Origin of the sequence: Actinomadura spongiicola, assembly GCF_003432485.1 — a bacterium.
GTDB classification, from domain to species: Bacteria; Actinomycetota; Actinomycetes; order Streptosporangiales; family Streptosporangiaceae; genus Spirillospora; species Spirillospora spongiicola.
In genome coordinates, this window is sequence record NZ_QVNQ01000001.1 from 1 (window position 1) to 25453 (window position 25453).

The following is a 25453-nucleotide window of genomic DNA, read 5'->3' on the forward strand; positions in this document are numbered from 1 at the left end:
TCGGTACGCTGGGCACGAGGTCTCCGGTGGTGATGGTCTTCTTGGTCGTTGATCCATCTACCGGAGACCTCACTCGTATCCAGGCGCGACATGCCGCCCGAACCAGGACTTTCTAAACAGGACCTAGGACGCCGAGGAGGGTGGCCTTGGCCTGGGCGGGCTGACCGGCTTTGAGTTGGGTCTCTCCCTTGAACGAGGCGAGGCTGATGGGGGAGAACCAGTTGAACCACTCGGGGGCCGGTTGTCTGGTGCCTTCGGAGAGTAGGTGTTCGGCGTGGTTGATGAGTCGAAGGGCTTCGCGGGGGTGTCCGCATCGGGTTTCGCATTCGGCTTCCACGGCGTCCAGCCATGCCAGGAACTCGGCGGGTGCGGCGCCTCGTCGGGCGTAGGTGCGGGCGGCGCGCATCCGTTCGGCGGCTTCGTCGCGTCGGCCGTCCCATCCGGGGATGAACGCGGCGTGGGCGAGGATCGCGGCGCCCAACAGGGGGTCGTCGGCTTCGCCTGCGGCCTGGAGGGCTCGGACGTATGAGGCGTCCGCGTCGTCGGGTTGCCGGAGGTCAAAGAACTCGATGCGGCCGACCAGTAGCAGGGACTCGGCGAGTGCGGTGGCGAGGATGGTGCGTGGGACGCCGGTCGTTTCGGCGAGTAGCTGGGTACCGAGTTTGGTTTGCTCGACCACGGCGGGGGCTGCGTCAGGAGGTTCTGTGCGCGGAGCGGGCGGGGATGTTGTGGTGGTGGGTGTGGTCGGGGCCGACGCGGGAGTCACCTGCGGAGTTCGAGCCGTTGTGCCCGGTGACCGATACGGCTGTGGCGGCTGATCGGTTGGCGCGGGTGTTGGCGGTTCCGTTCACCAGCTCGCCGGGCGGGTGTGGGTGATGGGGATCTCGTGGGTGTCGGTGGTGGACGCGCGGGCGGCACAGGTCTACCTGCACGCGCGCCGTGAGCGTGACCGGGAGATCGCCTCGACGCTCGACAAGATGGCCAAGCGGGAACTCAAGAAGCCCAAGAAGGGGCGGAAGCTCAAGGGATCGGGCACGTAGCGGGCACGGCGGCTGATGAACAAACAAGGCCCAGAGTCATTGACATGTCAGTGACCTGGGCCTTCATCGTGGGAGCGGGTGACGGGAATCGAACCCGCGCTGTCAGCTTGGGAAGCTGAAGTTCTGCCATTGAACTACACCCGCTGGGGCCTGTGGGGCCGCCGTGCTGTGGACACTGTACCGGAAGTCGGTCAGCGCTGCGTCAGGCCTACGGTGAAGAGTACTGCTGCTAGGCCTAGGCCGGTGGTGCACAGGGTCATTATGCGGGGGTGGACGCTGTGGGCCTCTGGGAGGATTTCGGCGGCGGAGAGGTAGAGGAGGACGCCGGCGAAGGTTCCCAGGTAGGTTGCCAGGACGGCGTCTGGGACGGTGATGAGGGTTCCCACTGCGGCGCCGATGATGGGGGCGGTGGCGTCGGCGGTCAGGAGGAGGACGGCGGGGCGGCGGTCGGTTCGGGAGAGGGACGCGGCGGTGACGGTGTTGAAGCCGTCGGCGAAGTCGTGTGTGATGACGGCCACCGCTACGAAGATGCCCACGTCTGTTCCGGATTGGAAGCCTAGGCCGATGCTGAGGCCGTCCACCAGGCTGTGGCCGACCAGGGCGGATGCGGCGAGCAGGCCCGCGGAGCCTCCGCCGTGGGTGTGGGGGGCGTACTCCTTCTCGTGGGCTCGGTGGATCGCGACGGCCTGTTCGACCACGTGGAGTAGGAGGAAGCCGGCGGCGAAGCCGATCATGGGGTTGGGGACGCCGAGGGGGCGGTGCCGGGTCATCTCCAGTGACTCGGGGAGAAGGTCGAAGGCGACGACTCCGAGCATGAGGCCGCCCGCGAGGCCGAGGACCAGGTGGCGGCGGTCGCGTACCCGCATCGCCGCGAGGCCCCCGGCCAACGTCATCAGGAAGGCGATGACGGACGCGAGCACGGCCATCCCCAGGTTTTACCAGGGTGTCGTCGGCGCAACCCTTACCTTCGGAGCGAGTCGATGTCGACTACGCCCTTGGTGGGTGGGCGCACGCTCACCGGGGTCTCGTAGCCGCGGTACTCGATGCTGTTCCCCGGTCCTCCTTCTAGGAGGAGGATGTAGGGCCGTCCTTGGGATGCGACGTTGAGTTTGTCGCCGGTCGAGCTGGTGATGACCACGGTGGGTGTGGTGCCGACCTTTCCGGGGCGGCTCTTCTTCCAGCCGCTCATCGCCCCGAGCGCTTCGCTGATCAGGGCCGTGCGGTCGGAGAAGACCGCGAGCTCCTTGAAATCGCGGTCCTTGACGGTCGTCTTGAGGTGCTTCCCGGAGAAGAGCTGCGCCCCGGCCTTGCCGACGTTCGCCTTCCAGAAGGCGTCATTGGCCGTGAGATATACGGTCTTCCCGAATCTACTGATCTCCATGCGCTGGGAGCCCTGCATGAACGTTCCGGTGGCCTTCGCCTTCCCCTCGTAGCGGAAGTCGAGTTTGTAGGTCTCGCCCTCCTCGTGGACCTCCGCGCGCATCTGCACGAACCGTGCGGACGCCGTCGCCTTGCGGGCGCGCGCCAGGATTTGGGCCGGCCTCAGCTTCTCCACCCCGTTGGGGGTCACGGTGGGGGTGGGCTTGGCGGCGGCGGGGGACGACGCGGGCGCCGTCGTCGGTGCCACGCCGGTGTTCTTGTCGTCCGCCGGGAGGCAGGCGAGGGTGGACGCGAGGACGAGTGCGAGCGTGGCCCCCGACACCATGACACGCCCGGACCGTCGTCCGTTATGGAGCACCAAGTTCCCCTTTCACTTCCTTATCCATGACATCGCGTGATGTCCGGAGAAATGGTGGTGGATGCCGGTGCGGAATGACTGTCGCTATGCTGCCGTCACTGCGTCCGGGCTGCGGTAGGACGGCGGGAGGCGCCGGGTCCGGGGATTTGGGGGTGGTGACGCTGCAGGACCCATCACTGCGTTTCGGACTCCTGGGTCGTCCGGCCGCGTGGCGGGACGGCGAGGAGCTCGATCTGGGTCCCGGGAAGCAGCGGGCGGTCCTCGCCGTGCTGCTGCTGACGCCGAACCGGCCGGTGTCGACGTCCTCGATCGTGGAGGCGGTGTGGGGTGACGAGCCCCCGGACAACGGTGTGAACGTCGTCCAGAAGTATGTGGCCGGTCTGCGGCGGGTGCTGGAGCCCGATCGGTCGCCGCGTTCCCCGGGACGGTTGTTGACCTTGACCGGCGCGGGATATGCCTTGCATGTCCCGGCGGGGGGCTTGGACGCCGAGGTTTTCCGTGAGCGCCTGCGGGAGGCCTTGGCGGTGCGCGACTCGGGGGACAACGCTCGGGCCGGGGGTCTGGTGCGGGAGGCGCTGGACCTGTGGCGCGGGACGGCGCTCGCCGGGCTGAACGGTCCGTTCTTCGATGCGGCCCGGGATCGTCTGGACGAGGAGCGGGCGGCCGCGTTGGAGGCGTCCGCCGAGATCGGGCTTGATCTGGGTGAGCACGCGCGACTGGTGCCGGAGTTGATCCGGATGGTCGCCGAGTTCCCGCTTCGGGAGGGGTTCCGCTACCTGCTGATGCTCGCTCTTTATCGCAGCGGGAGGCAGGCGGAGGCCCTGGCCGCCTACCGGGACGCGCGTGAGTTCTTCGCGGAGGAGTTCGGGTCCGAGCCGGGCGAGCGGCTTCAGAACCTGCATGTGGGCATTCTGCGGTCCGATCCGGCGCTGGCGGCGCCGTCCGTACCCGATGATCCGCCTCCGGAGCGGGGCGGTTCGGGCGAGGCGCCGGTCCCTGTTTCGGGCGGGTTCGCTCCGCCGGATCCGCAGGTCGTTGCGGCGGCTCCTGTTGTGGAGGTGAGGGCCGGTCCGGTCGTTTCGTCCTGGCCCCCTCATCCCGCTCCGGCCGTCTATCCCCCTCCGGCAGTGGTGCCGCCCAGGCGGCGGCTTCCCTGGGCCGTGCGGCTCGTCCTGCTTCTGGTTCCGTTAGTCAGCTTCGGGGTCGCGACATGGGCGCTGTTCGCCTACTTCGCGGCCCGGCGCAGGAGCCTCTGGCTCGGGCTGGTGGCGCTCGCCTACCTGGCGGCGGCGGGCTTCTTCTTCGGGGGCGCCCTGGCCAGTAACCCGGACGAGACGACCTGGTGGGATCTGCCGATCCTGCTCACGTTGCTGGCCGTGACGCTCGGTGGCAGCGTGCATCTCGCCGTTCTGACGGCCGATCCGTGGCCCGGTGGGACGGCCGTTCTCGACGTCCAGCAGATCGAGCGGAGGGTGCGGCGGGAGCAGGCCCGTTCTCTGGTGGCCCACGATCCGGCGGTGGCGCGGCGGCTCCGCGTCGGTCGGCCGGATCTGCCGCGCACGTTCGACGACGGTGGCCTCATCGACGTCAACTCGGCGCCCGAGCATCTGCTCGCCTCGCTGCCGGAGTTGGACGCCCACCAAGCGAAGCTGATCGTGCTGGCGCGGACCGCGCACGGGCCGCTCGCGTCCGTCGACGATCTCGCCGTCGGGGGGATCCTGCCGTACGCGGCGGTGCACGCGCTGCGGGAGACGCTGATCGCCGTCCCGCCGGGGGCGGACGCCGACATACCGGACGGCAGTGTGACGTTCCGGTAGCGCTCTACTCGGCGGTGACGGGTTTCTTGTCTTCTGCCGTTCCCTTGATGGAGCGGATCAGGAGTTGGGAGACGTCCACGACCTCCAGCGACTCCTTGGCGTCGCCCGTGTTCTTCTTCTCGTTGATGGCGTCGCCCAGCATGACGAGGCAGAACGGGCAGGCGGTGGAGACGGTGTCGGGGTCGGTGGAGAGGGCCTCGTCCACGCGCTCGGTGTTGATGCGCTTGCCGATGCGCTCCTCCATCCACATGCGCGCGCCGCCCGCGCCGCAGCAGAAGCCGCGTTCCTTGTGCCGGTGCATCTCCTGCGTCCGGACGCCGGGGACGGTAGCCATGATGTCGCGCGGCTGCTTGTACACCTTGTTGTGGCGGCCGAGGAAGCACGGGTCGTGGTAGGTGATGTTCTCCTCGATCGGAGTGATCGGGGTGAGTTTGCCCGTCTCCACCAGGTGTGCCAGCAGTTGGGTGTGGTGGACGACCTCGTAGTTCCCGCCGAGCTGCGGGTACTCGTTGGCGAGGGTGTTGAAGCAGTGCGGGCAGGTGGCGACGATCTTCTTGACGCCCGCCTCGTTCAGCGTCTCGACGTTCTGCTGGGCGAGCATCTGGTAGACGAACTCCATGCCGAGGCGGCGGGCCGGGTCGCCGGTGCAGGCCTCCATGGGGCCGAGGACGGCGAACTCGACGCCCGCGATGTGCAGCAGTTCGGCGACGGCCTTGGTGGTCTTCCTGGCGCGGTCCTCCAGCGCGCCGGCGCAGCCGACCCAGAACAGGTACTCGGTGTCCTTGGAGATCTTGTCGTCGACGACGTCGACCTCGAAGTCGAGTTCCTCGATCCATTCGAGGCGCTTCGTCTCGGACATCCCCCACGGGTTGCCCTTGTTCTCCAGGTTCTTCAGCATGACGCCGGCCTCGGACGGGAAGCTCGACTCGATCATGACCTGGAAGCGGCGCATGTCCAGGATGTGGTCGATGTGCTCGATGTCGACCGGGCACTGCTCAACACAGGCGCCGCAGTTGGTGCACGACCACAGGACGTCCGGGTGGATGACGCCGTCTTCGGCGACGAGCGGTTTGTCCACCTCCATGGCGGCCTTCTGCTCGTCGGTGAACTTGCCCTGCTCCTCTTCGGACGCGGTGAAGTAGGGCGCCTTCGCGAGCGCGTGGTCGCGCAGGTCGAGAACGAGCATCTTCGGCGACAGCGGCTTCTCGGTGTTCCAGGCGGGGCACTGCGACTGGCAGCGGCCGCACTCGGTGCAGGTCGCCATGTCGAGGAAGCCCTTCCAGGTGAAGTCCTCGATCTTGCCGCGGCCGAAGACGTCCTCCTCGGGGTCGGCCTCCTCGAAGTCGAGCGGTTCGCCGTCCGACATCATCGGCTGCGCGGCGCCGAGGCCGTCCGGGCGGCGTTTGAACATGACGTTCAGCGGCGCCAGGAAGATGTGCAGGTGCTTGGAGTGGACGACGAAGACGAGGAAGACGAGCGCGACGCCGATGTGCAGGAGGAGACCGACCGACTCCAGCGCTTCGAGGGTGTCGTGGCCCAGTCCCTCGAAGGCCTGGCCGACGAGGTAGGAGAAGTACGCGGCCTTTCCGTAGGCGAGGTTGCCGCTGGCGTGCTCGGCGCCGCGGAAGAAGAACATCGTCCAGATCACGTTGAAGATCATGAAAAGGGTGATCCAGGCGCCGCCGAGGTGCGAGCCCTTGAACCGGGACGCGCGGCCGATCCGCTTGGGCGAGTTCTTGATCCGGATGCCGGCGAAGACGATGAGTCCGGCGAGGGCGGCGAGGGCGATGGTGTCCTGGACGAATCCGATGGGCCCCCAGGTCTGGAGGCCGGGGATGTGCGCGTCGAGCCCGGCGAGCAGCGCGACGGCCGCCTCCAGGTAGACGGTGATCAGCAGGAAGAAGGCCCACATCACCGCGGCGTGTGCGATGCCGGCGAGCGACCATTTGAGCAGTTTGCGCTGGCCGAAGACCTCGGTGACCTGGTCCTGGACGTCGGCCTTCGGTTCCCGCCTGACCCGTAGGACGCGTTCGGGATCGGGCTGGCCGCTGGCGGCGATCTTGTAGAGGAACACCACCCGCCGGGCGGCGAGCGTGAGCGCGACCGCCGTTCCGGCGAGCCCGATGACCAACGTGATCCAGAACACTGTCCGTCCTCCTGGTTACGGGTCGGTGGCAGTCAGCGTAGGGCTCGCGACAAACCGCACCTTCATCCGGGGCCCGAATACTACTCGGTAGTAGCTTATCCAACGCTTTCGCCGGTCAGCGTCTCCGCAGCCCTTGCACGAGCGGCCTCAAGGCACCGACCTGGCGTTTCGTTCCTCCCCCTTCCCCCGAATCTCTCCCGTATCGATGAGTATCGGGCGGGTCAGCAGTCCATACCACGGGACGGGACTTCGTCCAGAGCCGTCCCGTCCATCGGTACCCGATCGTTCTGTGGAGGAAGCCCACATGGCCTCGATGCCCGACCTCGCCCCGGCCGCTCGCCGGCTGGCGGCCCTGCTCGCGGGCGTCCGCGACTACCAGCTCACCGCGCCGACCCCCTGCGCGGACACGTCGCTGGGGGCGCTGCTCGATCATCTGAACGGCCTGGCCCTGGCGTTCACCTGGGCCGCCACGAAGGACTTCCCGCCGGGACCCGGTCAGCCGCCGTCCGCCGACGCGTCGCGGTTGCCGCCGGACTGGCGGGCCCGCATCCCCGAGCGGCTCGACGCGCTCGCGACCGCCTGGCGCTCCCCGGACGCCTGGGAGGGCATGACGCAGGCGGGCGGTGTCGACCTGCCGGGCGAGGACGCCGGACGCGTCGCGATGAACGAGCTGGTCGTGCACGGGTGGGACGTCGCCCGCGCGAGCGGCCAGCCCTACGAGGCCGGGCGGGACGAGGTCGAGATCTGTCTGGCGTTCGTCGCGCCGACCGTCGAGCAGAGCGGCGGGCAGGGCGTCGAGGGCCTGTTCGGCCCGGCCCTCGACATCCCCTGCGACGCCCCTCCGCTGGATCGCCTCCTCGCCCTCACCGGCCGCGATCCGGAGTGGTCCCCGGCCTCCTCGGCCGGGTGACCCCTCCGTCGTCGAGCCGCGTCTGATCGGGTCGGCACGGGAGGGGCGTGGACGCGTCCTAGACGCGTTCGAAGACGGCGGCGAGGCCCTGACCGCCGCCGATGCACATCGTTTCGAGGCCGTAGCGGGCCTCGCGGCGGCGCATCTCACGGGCGAGGGTGGCGAGGATGCGGGCGCCGGTCGCGCCGACGGGGTGGCCGAGGGAGATGCCGGAACCGTTGACGTTGACGCGGTCCCAGTCGGCGTCCTTCAGGTCCCATTCGCGGGTGACGGCGAGGACCTGCGCGGCGAACGCCTCGTTCAGCTCGATGAGGTCGATGTCGGCGAGCGTGAGGTTGGCACGCTCCAACGCCTTGGCGGTCGCGGGGACGGGCCCGATGCCCATCGTGCGCGGCGGCACGCCCGCGCGGGCCCAGGACACGAGCCGGACGAGCGGACGCAGCCCCAGTTCGGCGGCGCGCTCGGGCGTGGTGACGACGCAGGCGGCGGCCGCGTCGTTCTGCCCGCTGGCGTTGCCCGCCGTGACCGTGGCCTGGTCGTCGCTCCTGCCGAGGACGGGACGCAGCTTCGCCAGCGACTCCACCGTCGTGTCGGGCCGCGGGTGCTCGTCGGTGTCGACGACCGTGTCCCCCTTGCGGGACCGGACGGTCACCGGGACGATCTCCTCCGCGAACGCCCCCGACCGCTGCGCGGCGACGGCGCGCTGGTGGGACCTTACGGCGAGTTCGTCCTGCTCCTCGCGTCCGATGCCGTACTCGCGGCGCAGGTTCTCGGCGGTCTCCAGCATCCCGCCGGGCACCGGGTGGTTGGCGCCCCCGGCGGTGACCCGGCCCTGCGCGAGCGCGTCGTGCAGTTCGAGGGACGGCCCGCGCACGCCCCAGCGGGCCTGCGTCGTGTAGAACGGCGCGCCGCTCATGCTCTCCACACCACCCGCGATGATCACATCGCTGACACCGGTCTGGACCTGCATGGCCGCGTTGACCACGGCCTGGAGCCCGGAGCCGCAGCGCCGGTCGAGCTGGAGCCCGCCGACCTCGACGGGCAGCCCGGCGTCGAGCGCGGCGACCCGTCCGATGGCGGGGGCGTCGGACGTGGGGTAACAGTGCCCGAGGATCACCTCGTCGATCGCGTCGCCGGCGAGGCCGGTGCGTTCGACGAGCGCCCGGATGACGGTCGCGGCGAGGTCGGCGGGCGGGACGGTCTTCAGCACCCCGCCGAACCGGCCGATCGGGGTACGCAGCGGCTCGCAGATCACCGCTTCGCGCATGGTGGGCTCCTCGGGCTGGAGAGTTTCGGGCACCTTGCAGGTTACGTCCCCGTATCGGGTGAGCCGCGGCCGGGTTTGCGTCTGGCACCGGGTTGAATGCCTGCCGGGAGACGGGGAACGGTGTGCGAGCGACGAGGAGGCGACGGTGGAGCAGTGGGCGCGGCGGGTGACGACGGTCCGGGTGATCGGGGCGGGTGCGATGGGACGCGGCATCGCGCAGCTAGCCGCAGCGGGCGGGCTGACGGTCGAACTGGCGGACATCCGGACGGACGCGGTCATCAGCGCGGTCGAGTACATCGGCGGCATGTTCGACAAGCTCGTGAGCAAGGGACGGCTGACCCGGGACGAGGCGGAGGCCGCGAAGGCGCGGCTGCGACCGGTCGGTGATCCGTTCACGCCGTTCCAGGGCTGTGATCTCGTGATCGAGGCCGTCCGCGAGGACATCGGGACGAAACGGGAGCTGTTCACGACCCTGGAGAAGGTGTGCCCCGAACACACCGTCCTGGCGACCAACACCAGTTCGCTGCCGGTGACGGCGATCGGCGCGGCGCTGGACGATCCGTCACGGCTCGCGGGCCTGCACTTCTTCAACCCGGTGCCGTTGATGCGGTTGGTCGAGGTGATTCCGGGCGCTCGGACGGCCGGGTGGATTCCGGACGCGCTGGCGGATCTCGTGCGGCGCCTCGGCCACGAACCCGTCCTCGCACCGGACACTCCCGGTTTCCTCGTCAACCACGCCGGGCGCGGTCTGGTGACGGAGGCCTTGCAGATCCTGTCCGAGGGCGCCGCTGAACCTGTGGACATCGACCGCATCGCGCGTGACGTCCTCGGTCTGAAGATGGGGCCGTGCGAACTGCTCGATCTCACCGGAATGGACGTGTCCCAGCCGGTCATGGAATCCATCTGGACGGGTTTCTACACGGAGGCACGGTTGCGTCCGTCCAGGGTCGGACGGGCCCGGCTGGAGGCGGGTCTGCTCGGACGCAAGACGGGCGAGGGTTTCTACACATATGTGGACGGCGCGAAACAGGAACCGCCCGAAGCGAAGGCCTCCACGGCCGCCGCCCGTCCCGTCTGGGTGCACGGCGATGTCCGCGAGGAGCTGGGCGCGTTGCTTTCGACGAGCGGCGTGGAGGTCGAGTCCGGGGACGGGCCGTCCGGAGACGCCGTCGTCCTGGTCGCCCCCTTCGGGAAGAGCACCGTCGAAGCCGCCGAGGGTCTTCCCCTGGACCGCACCTTGGGCATCGACCCGTTCGGTGGTTTCTTCACCCGTCTCACCGTGTCCGTTCATCCCGGCGTCGACAGGGAGGCCGGTCGCGCCGGTCTGGCCGCCCTCACCTCCACGGGACGACCGGTGACCGTCGTCCGGGACGCGCCCGCTCCCGTCGCGCAGCGTCTCCTCGCCGCGATCATCAACGTGGGCTGCGGCATCGCGGAACAACGGCTGGCACGTCCCGAGGACATCGACACCGCCGTCCGGCTGGGCCTCGGCTATCCGCGCGGCCCGCTGGAGTGGGGCGAACACGCGGGAGCCGCCCGCGTCCTGGAGATTCTCCGGGGCCTGCACGCGAGCACCGGTGACCCGCGTTACCGTCCGAGCGTCTGGCTGACCGAACGCACGACGCTCGGCCTCCCGCTGACCGAGACCGGCACGCTCCCGTCCGACCTCACAGCCTGACGACCCCGCTTCTGACCGTCCGAAGGCCCTCCACCCGCTGGCGGGTGGAGGGCCGGAGTCCCCCGATCAGAAGGGCAGTTCCACGGGCGGTTTCGGTTTCGCGTCCGTCCACCCCGCCGAGCGGTTGGCCTGGTACTCGATGATGAAGCCCGGCTTCATCTCCGCGTACGGGCCGCCGGGCACGGTCAGCATCTCCTGCCGCGACAGCAGCGCGCCGGTCCGCTCGTCGAACACGATGACTTGGCGGGAGCGGTAGGTTCCCTGATCGGCCTTCGAAGCGCCGTACTCGCCGGTCACGGTCACGTTGCGCTCGTCGCCGGCCAGCGCGACGCCCCGGCGGTCCAGCGGGTCGGCGACACGGCCGATCGGGTGCACGCCCGGCTGGGCGGCCAGTGCCCTCATCAGTCCCGACCGCGCCTTCGGCGGGATCGGGGCGCGCAACACCGCCGAGATCCGCATGATCTTGGACGCGGCGAGGAGCCGCCGGACGCCCGCCTCCCTCGAGTCGGCCCCCGCTCGACGCCCCGGGTCGTCCCCCACCGTCGTCCAGCCCAGGAACATCGCGGCGAGCGCGTCCGGGTCGGTCGGCAGCTTCCGCAGGTCCGCCACCGACTTTCCGTCCACGAACGTCCCGCCGCCCTTGGGGTCGACGCCCACGTTCGGGCCGTCCGACCGCCACGCCGTCGCCTTGGTCGTGTACGTGGCGTAGTGGTCGCCGGACCAGACGCGGATGCGCGACGGCGACCCCGCCTCACGCCACAGCGCGGCGTCCCGCGCCGTCTGCGGGTGGGCCGGGAGGTCGCGGCCGTAGTACGCCTCGCCCATGCCCCGCTTCGCGCCGACCCAGTTGAACGACTCGTCCTGCGCACCGTAGATCGCGTAGGTCCCGGTCTTCGCCCGGACGACGTACGCCTGGCCGCTGACGGTGTCGGTGTGCCAGTACTTCCCCGTGGGTTGCCGTTCGGCCTTCTCCGCCGCCGCCAGCACGGCGAGCCTGCCGAGGTCGACGGACTCCGTCGTCTCGCGCGGCGCGGGCGACCCCGGCTCCAGGGCCACGACCGCGACCGCGGTGGCGGTACCCACCGCGACCAGCCCGATCCCGGCCTTGGCCCGCCACCCGAACCCGAACCGGCGGCGCGACCGCGCCGGCTCCTCGAACATCCGGGCACGGGCCTCGGCCATCTCCCGCCGGGTGGGCGCGGCGGGCTCCCCGTACGCCTCCATGACGGTCCGCAGGTCATCCATGGTCATCCTCCAGGTCACGCATCGGATTCGTCCCGCCGAGCGCCGCGCGCACCTTCCTGCGCGCCCGGTTCAGCCGCGAGCCGACCGTCCCGTACGGGATGTCGAGCGCCGCGGCCACCTCCTGGTGGTTCAGGTCGGCGAGCGCGACGAGCAGCAGCACGTCCCGGTCGCCGTCGGACAGCGCGGCGATGGCTCCGGCCAGCCGTCCTCGCAGGCCTTGGGCGCTGACCCGGTCGTCCACCCGGTCCGCGTGTCCGCCCGCCCGCTCGACGACCTCCAGCCGCGCCCGCGCCCGCAATCCGCGCACCTCGGCACGCCGGTGCTTGCCGATCACATTCGTCGCGATGCCGAACAGCCAGGTACGGACCGCCGCGCGGGACGCGTCGTACCGCGCCCGCCCGCGAAACGCCTCCAGGAACGTCTGCGCCGCGACATCGGACGCCGCGTCCGGCCCGAGCCGCCGGGCCGCATAACCGTGGATCTCCGCGAAGTACGCGTCGAAGATCTCACCGAACCGTTCCGGCTCGTCCAGCGACGACCGCAGGACGGCGCTGTCGTCCACCCGCCCTTGGGCCCCGCGCAAGGGCGGGTCTGCGGTGAGAGGCTCCCCAGTCATGTGCTGCCTTTCCGTGGCACGAACGGCGGTCACACACGTATCACCCGACCCCCCGCCCAACGTTCACGAAACAAAAGAGCCGGTCGGGTCGCGGGGCGACCCGACCGGCTCTTTTCGAAAGACCAAGGTCAAGAAGACGTGCACTCCCTGACCAGGTCAGGGAGTGCAGGACGCGGCCGAAGCGGCGGCGCTTCGCGCTGTTCGGGGGGCGTAGGCGAGGGGCAGGCGGACGGTACCGGCGGACGGTGCCTCGCCCCCGCCCGCGCAGCGTGTGGACCGATCGGAACGCTGCGCGGGCGGGGACGGACGATCAGGCGGCCGCGCCTTGGTTCTCGGGGGCCGCGGCGCGGTTGAAGAGGAGGCCGTCGACGGAGAAGCGGCCCGCGCCGGCGAGGGCGAGCAGAATCGCGGTGCCGCCGAGGGCGAGGACGAGTTCGTAGCCGTTGTCGGCGACGAACATGCCGTTGCCCTTGTGCACGAACAGGAAGGCACCGGCCATGTCGATCGCGAGGAGCAGCCCCACGATCGGCGTGACGACGCCCACGATGAGCGCGATGCCACCGGCGAGTTCGACCCAGGTCGCGTAGTACGCGGACAGGGACGCCATCGGTACGTCCACGCTCTCGAAGAATTTGGTCACGTTGCCGTGGCCCATGTCGTTGAGCTTCTGCCAGCCGTGCGCGACGAACACGACGCCGACGGCGAGACGGCCGATGAGCAGACCGATGTCGGACAGGTACGGGATTCGGTTCGCGGGGATCATGCGCCCTCCTGCAAAGAGATCGTTCAAAACTGAACTATCAGCGCGGAAGACGGAGGTTAGCACGATCCAACGAGCCCGTACCAGCCCGAAGTGCGCAGGTCAGGACGATCATGGATGGAACGGCACACTCCTCCGAACCCCGTCGACCGCGACGTCCGAAGCGGAGACCCCCGCGCGCCGTCGTCGTGCCGTGGGGGCGGGTCGTGCGTTGGGGGCGGGTCGTCGGGCGGCACTCCTCCGATCGAGGGATGCGCCCCTCCTCCGTGGAGGCGATTTCGGGTGGGCGGGGAACCGGAATACCCCGCTCAGACGTAGTGTTGGAGAGGTCAGCAGCAAAGTTGAGTCTGGTCGACTCAAGGGATTTGACATCGCTTGGGTGTCCGGGCCACCCTGACCAACGGAAACTGAACCGGCCGCACCCTGGGAGCGACCGGGGGGCGATACACCGGAAACGACGGAGGACGAGAACATGGTGGCACGTGCGGTCGGCATCGACCTCGGGACGACCAACTCGGTCGTCGCGATTCTGGAGGGTGGGGAGCCCACCGTCATCGCGAACGCGGAGGGGTCGCGGACCACTCCGTCCGTCGTCGCCTTCGCCAAGAACGGCGAGGTCCTGGTAGGTGAGGTCGCCAAGCGCCAGGCCGTGACCAACGTGGACCGGACGATCCGTTCGGTGAAGCGCGAGATGGGCACCGACTGGAAGACCAAGATCGACGACAAGGACTTCACCCCGCAGCAGATCAGCGCGTTCGTGCTGCAGAAGCTGAAGCGGGACGCCGAGGCCTACCTGGGCGAGACGGTCACCGACGCGGTCATCACCGTGCCCGCCTACTTCTCCGACCACCAGCGGCAGGCCACCAAGGAGGCCGGGCAGATCGCGGGGCTGAACGTCCTGCGGATCATCAACGAGCCGACGTCGGCGGCGCTCGCCTACCACCTGGAGAAGGAGAACGAGGCGACCATCCTGGTGTTCGACCTCGGCGGCGGCACGTTCGACGTGTCCCTGCTGGAGGTCGGCGACGGCGTCGTCGAGGTGAAGGCGACCAGCGGCGACAACCACCTGGGCGGCGACGACTGGGACCAGAAGGTCGTCGAGTGGCTGGTCGAGCGGTTCAAGAACGCCAACGGCGTCGACCTGTCCAAGGACAAGATGGCCCTCCAGCGGCTGCGTGAGGCCGCGGAGAAGGCGAAGATCGAGCTGTCCAGCTCGACGGAGACGCAGATCAACCTGCCGTACATCACCGCGTCCAGCGAGGGCCCGCTGCACCTGGACGAGAAGCTGTCCCGCGCCGAGTTCCAGCGGATGACGGCCGACCTGCTCGAGCGGACCAAGGCGCCGTTCCAGCAGGTGCTCAAGGACGCCAACATCTCCGTGGACGGCATCAACCAGGTCGTGCTGGTGGGCGGTTCGACGCGGATGCCCGCCGTGTCGGAGCTGGTGAAGGAGCTGACCGGCGGCAAGGAGCCGAACAAGGGCGTCAACCCGGACGAGGTCGTCGCGATCGGCGCCAGCCTCCAGGCCGGTGTGCTGAAGGGCGAGGTCAAGGACGTCCTGCTGCTGGACGTGACCCCGCTGAGCCTCGGCATCGAGACCAAGGGCGGCATCTTCACCAAGATCATCGAGCGGAACACCACGATCCCGACCAAGCGGTCGGAGACGTTCACCACCGCCGACGACAACCAGCCGTCCGTGGAGATCCAGGTCTACCAGGGCGAGCGCGAGATCGCGATGCACAACAAGAAGCTCGGCACCTTCCAGCTCACCGGTCTGCCGCCGGCGCCGCGCGGCGTCCCGCAGATCGAGGTCACCTTCGACATCGACGCCAACGGCATCGTGAACGTCAGCGCGAAGGACCAGGGCACCGGGCGCGAGCAGTCGATGGTCATCACCGGCGGCTCGGCGCTGCCGAAGGACGACATCGAGAAGATGGTCCGCGAGGCCGAGCAGTACGCGGAGGAGGACCGCCGCCGCAAGGAGGAGGCCGACGTCCGCAACCAGGCCGACACCCTCGCGTACTCGACCGAGAAGTTCCTGCGGGAGAACGACGACAAGGTCCCCGACGAGCTGAAGTCCGAGGTCGGCGACGCGGTCGCGGAGGTGAAGAAGGCCCTGGAGGGCACCGACATCGACGTGATCAAGGGCAGCGCCGAGAAGCTGGCGCAGATCAGCCAGAAGATGGGCGCCGCCATGTACGCGCAGAACCCCGAGGGGGCGCAGGCGGGCGCCGACGACCACGGGCCGACGGCGAACGCCCAGGGCGGCGAGCCGCAGGACGACGAGGTCGTCGACGCCGAGATCGTGGACGAGGACAAGCCGAAGGGTGATGCTTCGTGACGACCTCCCCTGAAGAGGGCGAGGAGAAGGAGGGCCCGGTGATCCGCGACAAGCGGCGCATCGATCCCGAAACGGGGAGGGTCCGGGAGGAGACGGCGAACAAGTCGTCCGCCTCGGAGGCCCAGACCAACGGGGGAGCCGCGGTCACGGACGAGGAGGTCGCCTCGCTCAAGGAGCAGCTGGCGGAGCGTCTCGCCGACCTGCAACGGCTGAAGGCGGAATACGACAACTACCGCAAGCGGGTGGAACGCGACCGGGTCGCGGTCCGGGAGCAGGCGCTCGGGCAGGTGCTGACCGAGCTGCTCCCGGTGCTGGACGACATCGGCCGCGCCCGCGAGCACGACGAGCTCAACGGCGGCTTCAAGTCCGTCGCGGAGAGCCTGGAGGCGGTCACCGGCAAGCTCGGCCTCGAACGCTACGGCGAGAAGGGCGAGCCCTTCGACCCGACCGTGCACGAGGCGCTCATGCACGCGTACTCGGCGGACGTGTCCGAGATCAGCGTCGTGAACGTCTTCCAACCCGGTTACCGCATCGGCGAGCGGATCCTGCGGCCAGCCCGCGTGGGAGTGGCCGAGCCCGGCCCGGACGCCGATGACGAGAAGCCGGGTGAGGAGCCGGGTGACACTGGTGACGAACCGGGCGACGAAGGCGAATGACCCCACGGCTCCGGCCGGGGGTCCGGGGGATCGCCTCCCCCGAACAGGCTCGCGGGCCCGTCCCGAACGGGACGGGCCCCGCGGGCCGCGTAAGGACATGTGGCATGTGGCGATAGCAGAGAGCGGGGCGCCGTGAGCACCAAGGACTACCTGGAGAAGGACTATTACAAGGTCCTCGGTGTCGCGAAGTCGGCCTCACAAGAGGAGATCAAGAAGTCGTACCGGAAGCTGGCCCGCAAGTACCATCCGGACGCCAACAAGGGCGACGCCGACGCCGAGGAGCGCTTCAAGGAGGTCTCGGAGGCGTACGACGTCCTGTCGGACGAGAAGCGCCGCAAGGAGTACGACGCGGTCCGGTCGATGCCGGGCGGGTTCCGCGGCCAGCAGGGCGGCGGTTTCCCGTTCGACCTCGGTGACCTGTTCGGGCAGGGCGCCGGCGCCGGGACGCACACCGGCGGCGGCGCCGGGGAACGCATCGGCGACCTGTTCGGCGGGCTGTTCGGCCGGGGCGGCGGCGCCGGTACCCGCACCACGGGTGCCCGCCGGGCGCGCCGCGGCCCGGACGTCGAGACCGACGTGACGCTGTCGTTCGCCCGCGCCATGAACGGCGTCACCGTCCCGATCAAGCTGACGAGCGAGGCGGGCTGCAACAGTTGCCGCGGGACGGGCGCGAAGGCGGGCACGGTGCCGCGGGTGTGCCCGAGCTGCGAGGGCACCGGGCACGAGACCCGCAACCTCGGCAGCTTCGGGTTCCAGGAGCCGTGCAAGGAGTGCCACGGCCGGGGCCTCGTCGTCGACGACCCGTGCCCGATCTGCCACGGCAGCGGCCGCGCGACCGGCACCCGGACGATCCAGGCCCGGATCCCGGCGGGCGTCGCGGACGGGCAGAAGATCAGGTTGAAGGGCAAGGGCGCCCCGGGCGAGAACGGCGGCCCGAACGGCGACCTGTACGTCAACATCAAGGTGAAACCGCACCACGTGTTCGGCCGCAGCGGCGACAACCTGACGCTGACCGTCCCGGTCACGTTCCCGGAGGCGGCGCTCGGCGCGGAGATCCAGGTGCCGACGTTCCAGGGGCAACCGGTGACGCTGAAACTGCCGGAGGGCACGCCCAACGGACGCAAGTTCCGGGTGAAGGGCCGTGGCGCGCCCCGGCGGGACGGCACGAAGGGCGACCTGCTCGTCACCGTCGACGTCCAGGTGCCGCACAAACTCGACGGCGACGCGCGGGACGCGCTGGTCCGGCTGCGGGCGTCCTGCTCCGGTGAGGACCTGCGCACCGAACTCGTCCAGCAGGCCAGACAGGAGTGATCCCATGAACCCCTTCGGCGACGACGCTCCGGTCTACGTGATCTCGGTCGCGGCGCAACTGTCGGGGCTGCACCCGCAGACGCTGCGCACCTATGACCGGATGGGCCTGGTGTCCCCCGGCCGGACGGCGGGCCGGGGCCGCCGCTACTCGATGCGCGACATCGTGATGCTCCGCGAGATCCAGCGGCTCTCGCAGGAGGAGGGCATCAATTTGTCCGGCATCAAGCACATCCTGGAGCTGCAACGCGACAACGTGCGGCTCCGCGAGGAGCTCGCCAAGGCGCACGCCGCGCTGGACGCGCTCGCCAACGAACTCGAATCGACCCGTTCCGTCGCGGCGCGTCTCGCGCAGCAGCGCAGGCGCGGGGAAATGGGCGGCACCCCCGGCGCCGACCTGGTGCCGATCAGGCACACCAGCGTCGTCGTCTGGCAGGAGCGGAACCGGGACTGAACACATGGCCGTCGCGGGGGCCGAGAGGTCGGCCCCCAGGAGGACACGGGGGTGTGGGGACGATGGACTACAAGCTGACGCAGAAGAGCCAGGAAGCGCTGTCGGTCGCGGTCCGGCGGGCCGCCGCCGAGGGGCACCCCGAGGTGGAGCCGCAACACCTGCTGGTCGCGCTGATCGCCCTCACCGACGGCACGGCGGTGCCGCTGCTGGAGGCCGTCGGCGCCGACTGGAAGGCGATCCGCCGCCGCGCCGAGGAGCAGCTCGCCGCGATGCCGAAGGCGCAGGGCTCCACGGTCGCGACACCGCGCGTCTCGGGCCAGCTCAACCGGTCGATCCACACGGCGGCGAACCGCGCGCAGCAGCTTGAGGACGACTACGTCTCGACCGAGCACCTTCTGGTCGGTCTCGCGGCCGACGGCGGCCCGGCCGCGGGTCTGCTGAAGGAGTTCGGCGCCACGCCCCAGGCGCTGCTGGACGCGTTCGAGAAGGTGCGCGGCCACGCCCGCGTCACCAGCGAGAACCCTGAGGGCACGTACCAGTCGTTGGAGAAGTACGGCGTCGACCTGACCGCCGCCGCCCGCGACGGCCGTCTCGACCCGGTCATCGGACGCGACTCGGAGATCCGCCGCGTCGTCCAGGTGCTGTCCCGCCGGACGAAGAACAACCCCGTCCTGATCGGGGAGCCCGGCGTCGGCAAGACCGCCGTCGTCGAGGGCCTCGCGCAGCGGATCGTCGCGGGCGACGTGCCCGAGTCGCTGCGCGGCAAGCGCCTGGTCTCCCTCGATCTCGGCGCGATGGTCGCGGGCGCGAAGTATCGCGGCGAGTTCGAGGAGCGGCTGAAGGCCGTCCTGAACGAGATCAAGGAGAGCGAGGGGCAGGTCGTCACGTTCATCGACGAGCTGCACACCGTGGTCGGCGCGGGCGCGGCCGAGGGTGCGATGGACGCGGGCAACATGCTGAAGCCGATGCTGGCCCGCGGTGAACTCCGCATGATCGGCGCCACCACCCTCGACGAGTACCGCGAACGCATCGAGAAGGACGCCGCCCTGGAGCGCCGTTTCCAGCAGGTGTTCGTCGGTGAGCCGACCGTCGAGGACACCATCGCGATCCTGCGCGGGCTCAAGGGCCGGTACGAGGCCCACCACAAGGTTCAGATCAACGACTCGGCGCTCGTGTCGGCCGCGACGCTGTCCGACCGGTACATCACCTCGCGCTACCTCCCCGACAAGGCGATCGACCTCGTGGACGAGGCCGCGTCCCGGCTCCGCATGGAGATCGACTCCCGTCCCGTGGAGATCGACGAGCTCCAGCGCACCGTCGACCGTCTCAAGATGGAGGAGATGAACCTGTCCAAGGAGACGGACGACGCGTCCAGGCAGCGTCTCGACCGGCTCCGCGCCGACCTCGCCGACAAGCAGGAGCACCTCACCGCCCTCGTGGCCCGCTGGGACAAGGAGAAGGCGGGTCTCAACCGCGTCGGCGAGATCAAGGAGCGGATCGACCAGTTGCGCGGCGAGGCGGAACGCGCCCAGCGCGACGGCGACCTCGAAACGTCGGCCCGCCTCACCTACGGCGAGATCCCGGCCCTGGAGAAGCAGCTGGAGGAGGCCTCCGAGGCCGCCGAGAACCGCGACCCGATGGTGAAGGAGGAGGTCGGCCCGGACGACGTCGCCGACGTGGTCGCGTCCTGGACGGGCATTCCCGCCGGGCGTCTCCTCGAAGGCCAGACCGCGAAACTGCTTCGCATGGAGGAGGAGCTCGGCAGGCGCCTCATCGGCCAGGAGACCGCCGTGCGCACCGTTTCGGACGCGGTCCGCCGCGCCCGCGCGGGGATCTCCGATCCCGACCGTCCGACCGGCTCGTTCCTGTTCCTGGGCCCCACCGGCGTCGGTAAGACGGAGCTGGCGAAGGCGCTCGCGCAGTTCCTGTTCGACGACGAGCGGGCCATGACCCGCATCGACATGAGCGAGTACGGCGAGAAGCACAGCGTCGCCCGCCTGGTCGGCGCGCCGCCCGGCTACGTCGGCTACGAGGAGGGCGGCCAGCTCACCGAGGCCGTCCGGCGCCGCCCGTACTCGGCGGTCCTGCTGGACGAGGTGGAGAAGGCACACCCCGAGGTGTTCGACCTGCTGCTCCAGGTTCTGGACGACGGTCGCCTCACCGACGGGCAGGGCCGCACGGTCGACTTCCGCAACACGATCCTGATCCTCACCTCGAACATCGGCTCGCAGTTCCTCGTCGACCCGACGCTGGAGAACGGCGCGAAGAAGGAGGCGGTCTGGAACGCCGTCCGTAACTCCTTCAAACCGGAGTTCCTCAACCGGCTCGACGACGTCATCCTGTTCGACGCCCTGTCCACGACGGAGCTGACCCGCATCGTCGACCTCCAGGTCGACAAGCTCGCCGAACGCCTCGCCGACCGGCAGCTCACGTTGAACGTGACGCCCGCGGCCCGCGAATGGCTCGCCCTGACCGGCTACGACCCCCTGTACGGGGCGCGGCCGCTGCGGCGGCTCGTCCAGACCGCGATCGGCGACCAGCTCGCCCGGCAACTCCTGTCCGGCGACATCCGCGACGGCGACGAGGTCGTCGTCGACCTCGACGAGGCCGCCGACAAGCTCACCGTGGCCCCGTCCACGACCCTCACCCTTTCGAAGTGAGCGGCGGGCCGGCGCGTTCGCGCGCCGGCCCGGCTCTCAGACCTCGATGTTCTCCTCGATGTCGCGGAGGCGGTGGCGGGCGAGGGCGAGGTTGGCGCGGCCGCGGTCGAGGGCCAGGTAGAGGAACAGGCCTTTGCCCTTGCGGCCGCTGACCGGGCGGATGACGTGGTACTGGGTGGAGAGGCTGATGAGGATGTCCTCGATGTCCTCCTTGATTCTGAGCTGCTCCATCGTGCGGATCTTCGCGCGGACGACCTCGGTGTTCCCGGCGGCGGCGACCTGGAGGTCGAGGGCCTTGGAGCCGCCGAGGTGCCCGAGCGCCATGCCGCTGTCGTAGTCGACGACGGCGGCGCCGACGGCCCCGTCGACCGCCATCATGTCCTTGAGGGTCAGGTCGAGATTGGCCATACGTGTTCTCCTTCGGGTTGTCGTTACTTGCGGCGCGTGTCTGGGAGGAGGGCGGCGATGGCGCGGGCGGTGGGGCGTGACTCCAGGTGGAGCCGGCCGACGTTGACGGTCGGGGCCGCGAGGACGGTCAACGACGCGACGGGACCGGCGGCGTAGATGACGACGTAACCGTCCACGCCGCGGATCACCACCTCGTGGAAGGCGCCGCCGTGGGCGGTGTGCGCGATGCGGTGGGCGAGGGACAGCCCGGTCGCCGTCACGGCCGCCATCCCGGACGGTTCGACGGGCGCGGGCAGGTCGTGCGCGATGAGGAGCCCGTCGGCCGACGCGACCAGGCTGCCGGTGAGCTGCGGGACGCGGGCGCGCAGCGTCCGCAGTTCCGTCACCACGGGCACCGGCTCCGCTGCCGCTCGTTCCGTCACCTTCGTCAGCCTTTCGATCCAACGTTTCACCGGTCGGCCGGTCCCTCGGCCGGGGGTGCTCAGCATGGGCCGAGTTCGACGAGCGCGGTCCTGAGCCGGTCGAGCAGCTCGTAGTCGGGCGGCGCCCACTCGGCCGGGATCGCGGGTCGAGGGGGCGGGGGGCCGGACACCGGGCGCGGGGCGGCGCGGATCAGGGACGCGGCGGCGAGGCCGCGGACGGCGAGGAGGCAGGCGAACGCGGTCCGGCCGAGGTGGCGGGCCAGTTCCGCCGGGGCGCGCCGACCGTCGGCGTTGATCAGGATCTCGGTCTGGACGCCGGTCAGGATGACGCGCTGCCGCCGGACGCGCCGTACCGGCACGACGGGGTCGACGTCGACGCGGGCGTCCGGCCAGGCGGCGTCGAGGCGGGCGCGGCGCCGGTGCCGCTCCTGCACGAGCGTCGCGACGGAGATCCGCCGACCGGCGCCGTTGGGCGGGCCCTCGGTGAACACGGGTTCGGCCGTCGAGCCGAGGAGGAAGTAGGCGGCGTCGAACATCGCGAGCAGCGCCGGCAGGTCGGAGCCTGACAGGTCGTCCGGGCCCGGCGTGTGGCGGCTCTCGGCGTGGACGACCGCGCCGTGCTCGACGTGGAACGCGCCGTCGTCGCCGACGCGCAGCAGCCCGGTGCGCCTTTCCGACTCCAGGGCGCCGAGCACGCCGGGAATGTCATCTGTCATGGCGGCCGTCCGTTATTTCCTGGACGAGCCGGTGCATCTGGAGCCGGGCGAGGGCGAGGTTGCCGTTTTCCCGGTCGACCAGTAGATGGACGAAGAGATGTCCGTCGAAATCGGCTCCGGTGAGGACCAGAAGGTGATATCCGCCGGTCCCGGAAACAATGATCTCCTCGATGTCGTCACCCGTCGGGGTGGCGCTCAGCGCCGGTGACGACAGCACCGCCCGGACGACGTCGGTCGCTCCCGCGGCGTCTTCATGCTGGTCGACAAGATCCTCTCGGCCCGCCGCCGCCACGGCGAGCCCGCTGGCGCAGTCGATCAGGGTCGCCCGCCGGGCACCCGGAATCGTCATCATCCGGGCAAGGCAATCGTCGATGAGCAGGCCCATTTCCCCACCGAAAAAAATGAGAGTTGCAAGAAACCCCACCATAGCGGGGGCAGTGCCGCCCGCAAGGCTAAACGACTAAATGACTTGACAAATCCTGAGTGGGGTATAAATACCGCTTCGTATGCCGACTGGTCAGCACGTTATTCGACGAATCACCACTAAAGGGACAGGCGTCGGTGGAGGAAATCGTCCCCGGTCGGCGAGGCGTTCCGCCGTAAGCGGAGCGGTCTACCGTACGTAACGTACAGACCGTACAGTTCTCCCATGAAGATCTTGCTGCTGGGTGGGACCGAGTTCGTCGGGCGTGCCATCGCCGAGGACGCTCTCGCACGCGGGTGGGACGTGACCGTATTCCACAGGGGGCACCATGAGCCGCCCCAGGGTGTGGCGTCGCTGCGCGGCGACCGAACCGCCGAGGACGGTCTCCGGGCGCTCGCGACCGACGAGACATGGGACGCGGTCGTCGACACCTGGTCGGCTGCACCCTCCGTCGTACGTGACGCCGTGAACCTGCTCTCCGGACGCGTCGAACGCTACGTCTACATCTCCAGCCGATCGGTCTACGTCTTCCCCGAGCCGGACGGGCTCGGGGAAGACGGGCCCGTGGTGGACGGCTCCCCCGACGACGGCGACGTCGAGTACGCGGCCGCTAAGCGCGGCGCGGAACTGGCGGCCGTCGATGTGTTCGGCGACCGGGCCCTGCTGGTGCGGGCGGGGCTCATCCTCGGCCCGTACGAGAACATCGGACGGCTGCCCTGGTGGCTCACACGGATCGCGAAGGGCGGTGAAGTACTGGCACCCGGCCCACGTGACGCCGGTTTGCAGTACATCGACGTCCGGGACCTTGCCACGTGGACGCTGAACGCCGTCGAACAAGGGCTCGGCGGGCCGTACGACGTGGTGAGCCCACCCGGTCACACGACGATGCGGGAGCTGCTCGAAACGTGCATCCAGGTAACGGGCTCGGACGCGGAACTCGCCTGGACACCCCCGGAAACCATCCTCGAAGCGGGTATCGGGCCGTGGACGGATCTCCCGGTCTGGCTCCCGCCCGGAGACGCGTACGACACCATGCATCGGGGAAACGTGACCAAGGCGCTTTCAGCCGGATTGCGTTGCAGACCCGTCCAGGAAACGGTGACGGACACGTGGGAGTGGCTACAGTCCATCGGTGGCCGGGCGCCTCAGCGTCCCGACCGCCCAACCGTCGGCCTGGACGCCGAAACCGAGGCGAAAGTACGGTGCAGCTGTGAGAAAGCTCGTGCTCGGGCCACACCTTCGACACGTCAGTGACCGCACCGCGACGATCTGGGTGGAAACGGACCGTCCGTGCGAGGTCCGGGTCGTCAACCAGGAGCAGGGCCTGGACGCGGGCGCCCGCACGTTCACCGCCCACGGCCACCACTACGCGGTCGTCGAGATCGACGGGCTCTCGCCAGGGGCACGTATCCCGTACGAGGTCGTCGTCGACGGTGAGACCGTCTGGCCCGAGGAAGGCAGCGAGTTTCCTCCGTCCCAGATCAGGACCCTCGCCCCCGACGGCGGCCTGCGTATCTCGTTCGGTTCCTGCCGACGTTCACCCGGCACAGTCGAGGAGTTCGGACATGACGCGCTCGCCGCGTTCGCGCGGCGGCTCCGTACCGGAGGCGACTCGGTCGAATGGCCCGACGTCCTGCTGATGGTCGGCGACCAGGTCTACGCGGACGAGCTGACCGACCCGATGCGCGAGTTCATCAAGAGCCGCCGCGCCGCGGACGACCTTCCCATCGACGAGGCCGCCGACTTCGAGGACTACACGTACCTGTACAAGCTGGCCTGGTACGACGATCCGGAGGTGCGGTGGCTGCTGTCCACCGTCCCGACCTTCACCATCTTCGACGACCACGACATCCGGGACGACTGGAACACCTCGTACGCCTGGCGCCAGGAGATGTGGTCGCAGCCCTGGTGGAAGTCCCGCATCACCGGCGGGATCGGGTCGTACTGGATCTACCAGCACCTCGGAAACCTGTCACCGCGGGACCGTGCGTCCGACATCACGTACAAGGCGGTGCGGGAGGCGTCCGACAGCACCGGTGACGCGGGCGCCGTCCTGGACGAGTTCGCCGAGAAGGCCGACAAGGAACCGGCCGGCACACGCTGGAGCTACGCGCACGACTGGGGCGGGACGCGCCTGATCGTGGTCGACAGCCGCTGTTCGAGGCTCCTCACCGCCGACCGTCGCGGCATGTTGGACGACGACGAGTTCCAATGGCTGCACGAACAGTGCCATGGCGGCATGGACCATCTGCTCATCGCGAGTTCCCTGCCCTACCTGCTGCCCATGGCGATCCACCACGCCGAGTCGTGGAACGAGGCCATGGCCGGTGGCGCCTGGGGAAAGGCCGCGGCACGGCTCGGCGAGAAGATCCGGCAGGCCGCCGACCTGGAACACTGGGCCGCGTTCGAACGCTCGTTCCGTGACGTGGCCGCCGACGTCGTCGCCGTCGGACGCGGCGAACGCGGCCCCGCGCCGGCCAGCATCTCGTTCCTGTCCGGCGACATCCACTACTCGTACCTGGCGCGGGTCACCAAGCCCGGTACACAGTCGAAGGTCTCCCAGATCGTCTGTTCGCCGCTGCGGAACCCGCTCGTCGGCAAGTTCCGTTGGGCCAACCGCCTCGCGTACTCCCGCGCCACGGGCGGGCCCTTCCGTGCCCTGGCCAAACTGTCGAAGGTGCCCGTCCCACCGATCCGGTGGCGGATGACGGACGGGCCGTGGTTCGACAACGCCATCGCGACCGTCCATCTGCGGGGACGCCACTGCGACGTGCGCTGGGAGACACCCCGCGACGGCGGCACGCTCGGCGACATGGGCCGCGCGAACATCACCGGCTGACCGGAACG

The 25453-nt window shown here is 69.7% G+C and carries 23 protein-coding genes and 1 tRNA gene; 11 read left to right on the plus strand and 13 right to left on the minus strand.

Annotated features, from left to right (window positions below; genetic code table 11):
- Positions 1 to 112: 112 nt before the first annotated feature.
- Entirely contained in the window at positions 113 to 679 is a 567-nt protein-coding gene (locus tag D0T12_RS00005; protein ID WP_199487205.1) for a hypothetical protein, read from the minus strand.
- A 196-nt stretch (positions 680 to 875) separates the two neighbouring features.
- Between D0T12_RS00005 and D0T12_RS35150 the strand changes: the two genes are divergently transcribed.
- The gene (locus tag D0T12_RS35150) at positions 876 to 1040 is read left to right on the plus strand and encodes a hypothetical protein (RefSeq protein ID WP_158581345.1); all 165 of its coding nucleotides are present in this window, start codon (positions 876 to 878) and stop codon (positions 1038 to 1040) included.
- A gap of 73 nt (positions 1041 to 1113) precedes the next feature.
- Here the strand turns inward: D0T12_RS35150 and D0T12_RS00010 are convergent.
- The 3 genes from D0T12_RS00010 to D0T12_RS00020 all read right to left on the minus strand — a co-directional run bounded on the left by D0T12_RS00010 (position 1114) and on the right by D0T12_RS00020 (position 2745).
- Positions 1114 to 1184: transfer RNA gene (locus D0T12_RS00010), tRNA-Gly, on the minus strand.
- Positions 1185 to 1231: 47 nt separating this feature from the next.
- The gene (locus D0T12_RS00015; RefSeq protein ID WP_117397177.1) at positions 1232 to 1966 is read right to left on the minus strand and encodes a ZIP family metal transporter; all 735 of its coding nucleotides are present in this window, start codon (positions 1964 to 1966) and stop codon (positions 1232 to 1234) included.
- A gap of 35 nt (positions 1967 to 2001) precedes the next feature.
- Positions 2002 to 2745, minus strand: a complete 744-nt coding sequence (locus D0T12_RS00020; protein ID WP_117397178.1) for a hypothetical protein — start codon at positions 2743 to 2745, stop codon at positions 2002 to 2004.
- A gap of 188 nt (positions 2746 to 2933) precedes the next feature.
- On the opposite strand from D0T12_RS00020, the gene D0T12_RS00025 reads away from it, so the two are divergent.
- Positions 2934 to 4595, plus strand: coding sequence for a BTAD domain-containing putative transcriptional regulator (locus D0T12_RS00025; protein ID WP_158581346.1), 1662 nt, complete (start codon positions 2934 to 2936; stop codon positions 4593 to 4595).
- A gap of 4 nt (positions 4596 to 4599) precedes the next feature.
- Here D0T12_RS00025 and D0T12_RS00030 read toward each other — a convergent pair whose 3' ends face one another.
- Positions 4600 to 6741, minus strand: a complete 2142-nt coding sequence (locus D0T12_RS00030; protein WP_199487206.1) for a (Fe-S)-binding protein — start codon at positions 6739 to 6741, stop codon at positions 4600 to 4602.
- A gap of 304 nt (positions 6742 to 7045) precedes the next feature.
- On the opposite strand from D0T12_RS00030, the gene D0T12_RS00035 reads away from it, so the two are divergent.
- Positions 7046 to 7651, plus strand: coding sequence for a TIGR03086 family metal-binding protein (locus tag D0T12_RS00035; RefSeq protein WP_117397180.1), 606 nt, complete (start codon positions 7046 to 7048; stop codon positions 7649 to 7651).
- 58 nt (positions 7652 to 7709) lie between these two features.
- Here the strand turns inward: D0T12_RS00035 and D0T12_RS00040 are convergent, their stop codons facing one another.
- On the minus strand, positions 7710 to 8918 hold the full coding sequence (locus D0T12_RS00040; protein WP_117397181.1) for an acetyl-CoA C-acetyltransferase: 1209 nt from the start codon (positions 8916 to 8918) through the stop codon (positions 7710 to 7712).
- A 145-nt stretch (positions 8919 to 9063) separates the two neighbouring features.
- On the opposite strand from D0T12_RS00040, the gene D0T12_RS00045 reads away from it, so the two are divergent.
- The gene (locus D0T12_RS00045; RefSeq protein WP_117397182.1) at positions 9064 to 10596 is read left to right on the plus strand and encodes a 3-hydroxyacyl-CoA dehydrogenase; all 1533 of its coding nucleotides are present in this window, start codon (positions 9064 to 9066) and stop codon (positions 10594 to 10596) included.
- A gap of 66 nt (positions 10597 to 10662) precedes the next feature.
- Here D0T12_RS00045 and D0T12_RS00050 read toward each other — a convergent pair whose 3' ends face one another.
- The 3 genes from D0T12_RS00050 to D0T12_RS00060 all read right to left on the minus strand — a co-directional run bounded on the left by D0T12_RS00050 (position 10663) and on the right by D0T12_RS00060 (position 13220).
- Positions 10663 to 11841 (minus strand): hypothetical protein, encoded by a 1179-nt coding sequence (locus tag D0T12_RS00050; protein ID WP_117397183.1) that lies wholly within the window; start codon positions 11839 to 11841, stop codon positions 10663 to 10665.
- Positions 11834 to 12457, minus strand: coding sequence for an RNA polymerase sigma factor (locus tag D0T12_RS00055; RefSeq protein ID WP_117397184.1), 624 nt, complete (start codon positions 12455 to 12457; stop codon positions 11834 to 11836). The genes D0T12_RS00050 and D0T12_RS00055 overlap by 8 nt, the downstream gene beginning before the upstream one ends.
- Before the next feature lie 310 nt (positions 12458 to 12767).
- Positions 12768 to 13220, minus strand: coding sequence for a DoxX family protein (locus D0T12_RS00060; protein ID WP_117397185.1), 453 nt, complete (start codon positions 13218 to 13220; stop codon positions 12768 to 12770).
- Between the two features lie 472 nt (positions 13221 to 13692).
- Here D0T12_RS00060 and dnaK point away from each other — a divergent pair, with 472 nt between their 5' ends.
- From dnaK to clpB, 5 genes are all read left to right on the plus strand, one after another.
- A complete protein-coding gene (gene dnaK, locus D0T12_RS00065; protein WP_117397961.1) occupies positions 13693 to 15558 on the plus strand; it encodes a molecular chaperone DnaK in 1866 nt (621 codons plus the stop codon).
- Entirely contained in the window at positions 15555 to 16214 is a 660-nt protein-coding gene (gene grpE / locus D0T12_RS00070) for a nucleotide exchange factor GrpE (RefSeq protein WP_117397186.1), read from the plus strand. Before dnaK ends, grpE begins: the two co-directional genes overlap by 4 nt.
- Positions 16215 to 16346: 132 nt before the next feature.
- Positions 16347 to 17525 (plus strand): molecular chaperone DnaJ, encoded by a 1179-nt coding sequence (dnaJ, locus tag D0T12_RS00075; protein ID WP_117397187.1) that lies wholly within the window; start codon positions 16347 to 16349, stop codon positions 17523 to 17525.
- Positions 17526 to 17529: 4 nt separating this feature from the next.
- Positions 17530 to 17976, plus strand: a complete 447-nt coding sequence (locus D0T12_RS00080) for a heat shock protein transcriptional repressor HspR (protein WP_117397188.1) — start codon at positions 17530 to 17532, stop codon at positions 17974 to 17976.
- Positions 17977 to 18038: 62 nt separating this feature from the next.
- A complete protein-coding gene (gene clpB, locus D0T12_RS00085) occupies positions 18039 to 20636 on the plus strand; it encodes an ATP-dependent chaperone ClpB (protein WP_117397962.1) in 2598 nt (865 codons plus the stop codon).
- A 36-nt stretch (positions 20637 to 20672) separates the two neighbouring features.
- On the opposite strand, the gene D0T12_RS00090 is transcribed toward clpB, so the two are convergent.
- From D0T12_RS00090 to D0T12_RS00105, 4 genes are read right to left on the minus strand one after another with little or no spacing between them, the layout of a single operon-like run.
- Entirely contained in the window at positions 20673 to 21044 is a 372-nt protein-coding gene (locus D0T12_RS00090; protein ID WP_117397189.1) for a hypothetical protein, read from the minus strand.
- Positions 21045 to 21067: 23 nt separating this feature from the next.
- Positions 21068 to 21466, minus strand: coding sequence for a roadblock/LC7 domain-containing protein (locus tag D0T12_RS00095; protein ID WP_233525756.1), 399 nt, complete (start codon positions 21464 to 21466; stop codon positions 21068 to 21070).
- A 59-nt stretch (positions 21467 to 21525) separates the two neighbouring features.
- Positions 21526 to 22182 (minus strand): DUF4388 domain-containing protein, encoded by a 657-nt coding sequence (locus D0T12_RS00100; protein WP_117397191.1) that lies wholly within the window; start codon positions 22180 to 22182, stop codon positions 21526 to 21528.
- A complete protein-coding gene (locus D0T12_RS00105; protein WP_199487207.1) occupies positions 22172 to 22567 on the minus strand; it encodes a hypothetical protein in 396 nt (131 codons plus the stop codon). The genes D0T12_RS00100 and D0T12_RS00105 overlap by 11 nt, the downstream gene beginning before the upstream one ends.
- A 264-nt stretch (positions 22568 to 22831) precedes the next feature.
- Here D0T12_RS00105 and D0T12_RS00110 point away from each other — a divergent pair, with 264 nt between their 5' ends.
- Entirely contained in the window at positions 22832 to 23860 is a 1029-nt protein-coding gene (locus tag D0T12_RS00110; RefSeq protein WP_117397192.1) for an SDR family oxidoreductase, read from the plus strand.
- The gene (locus tag D0T12_RS00115; RefSeq protein WP_117397193.1) at positions 23817 to 25445 is read left to right on the plus strand and encodes a DUF7800 domain-containing protein; all 1629 of its coding nucleotides are present in this window, start codon (positions 23817 to 23819) and stop codon (positions 25443 to 25445) included. Before D0T12_RS00110 ends, D0T12_RS00115 begins: the two co-directional genes overlap by 44 nt.
- The last annotated feature ends 8 nt before the right edge of the window (positions 25446 to 25453 follow it).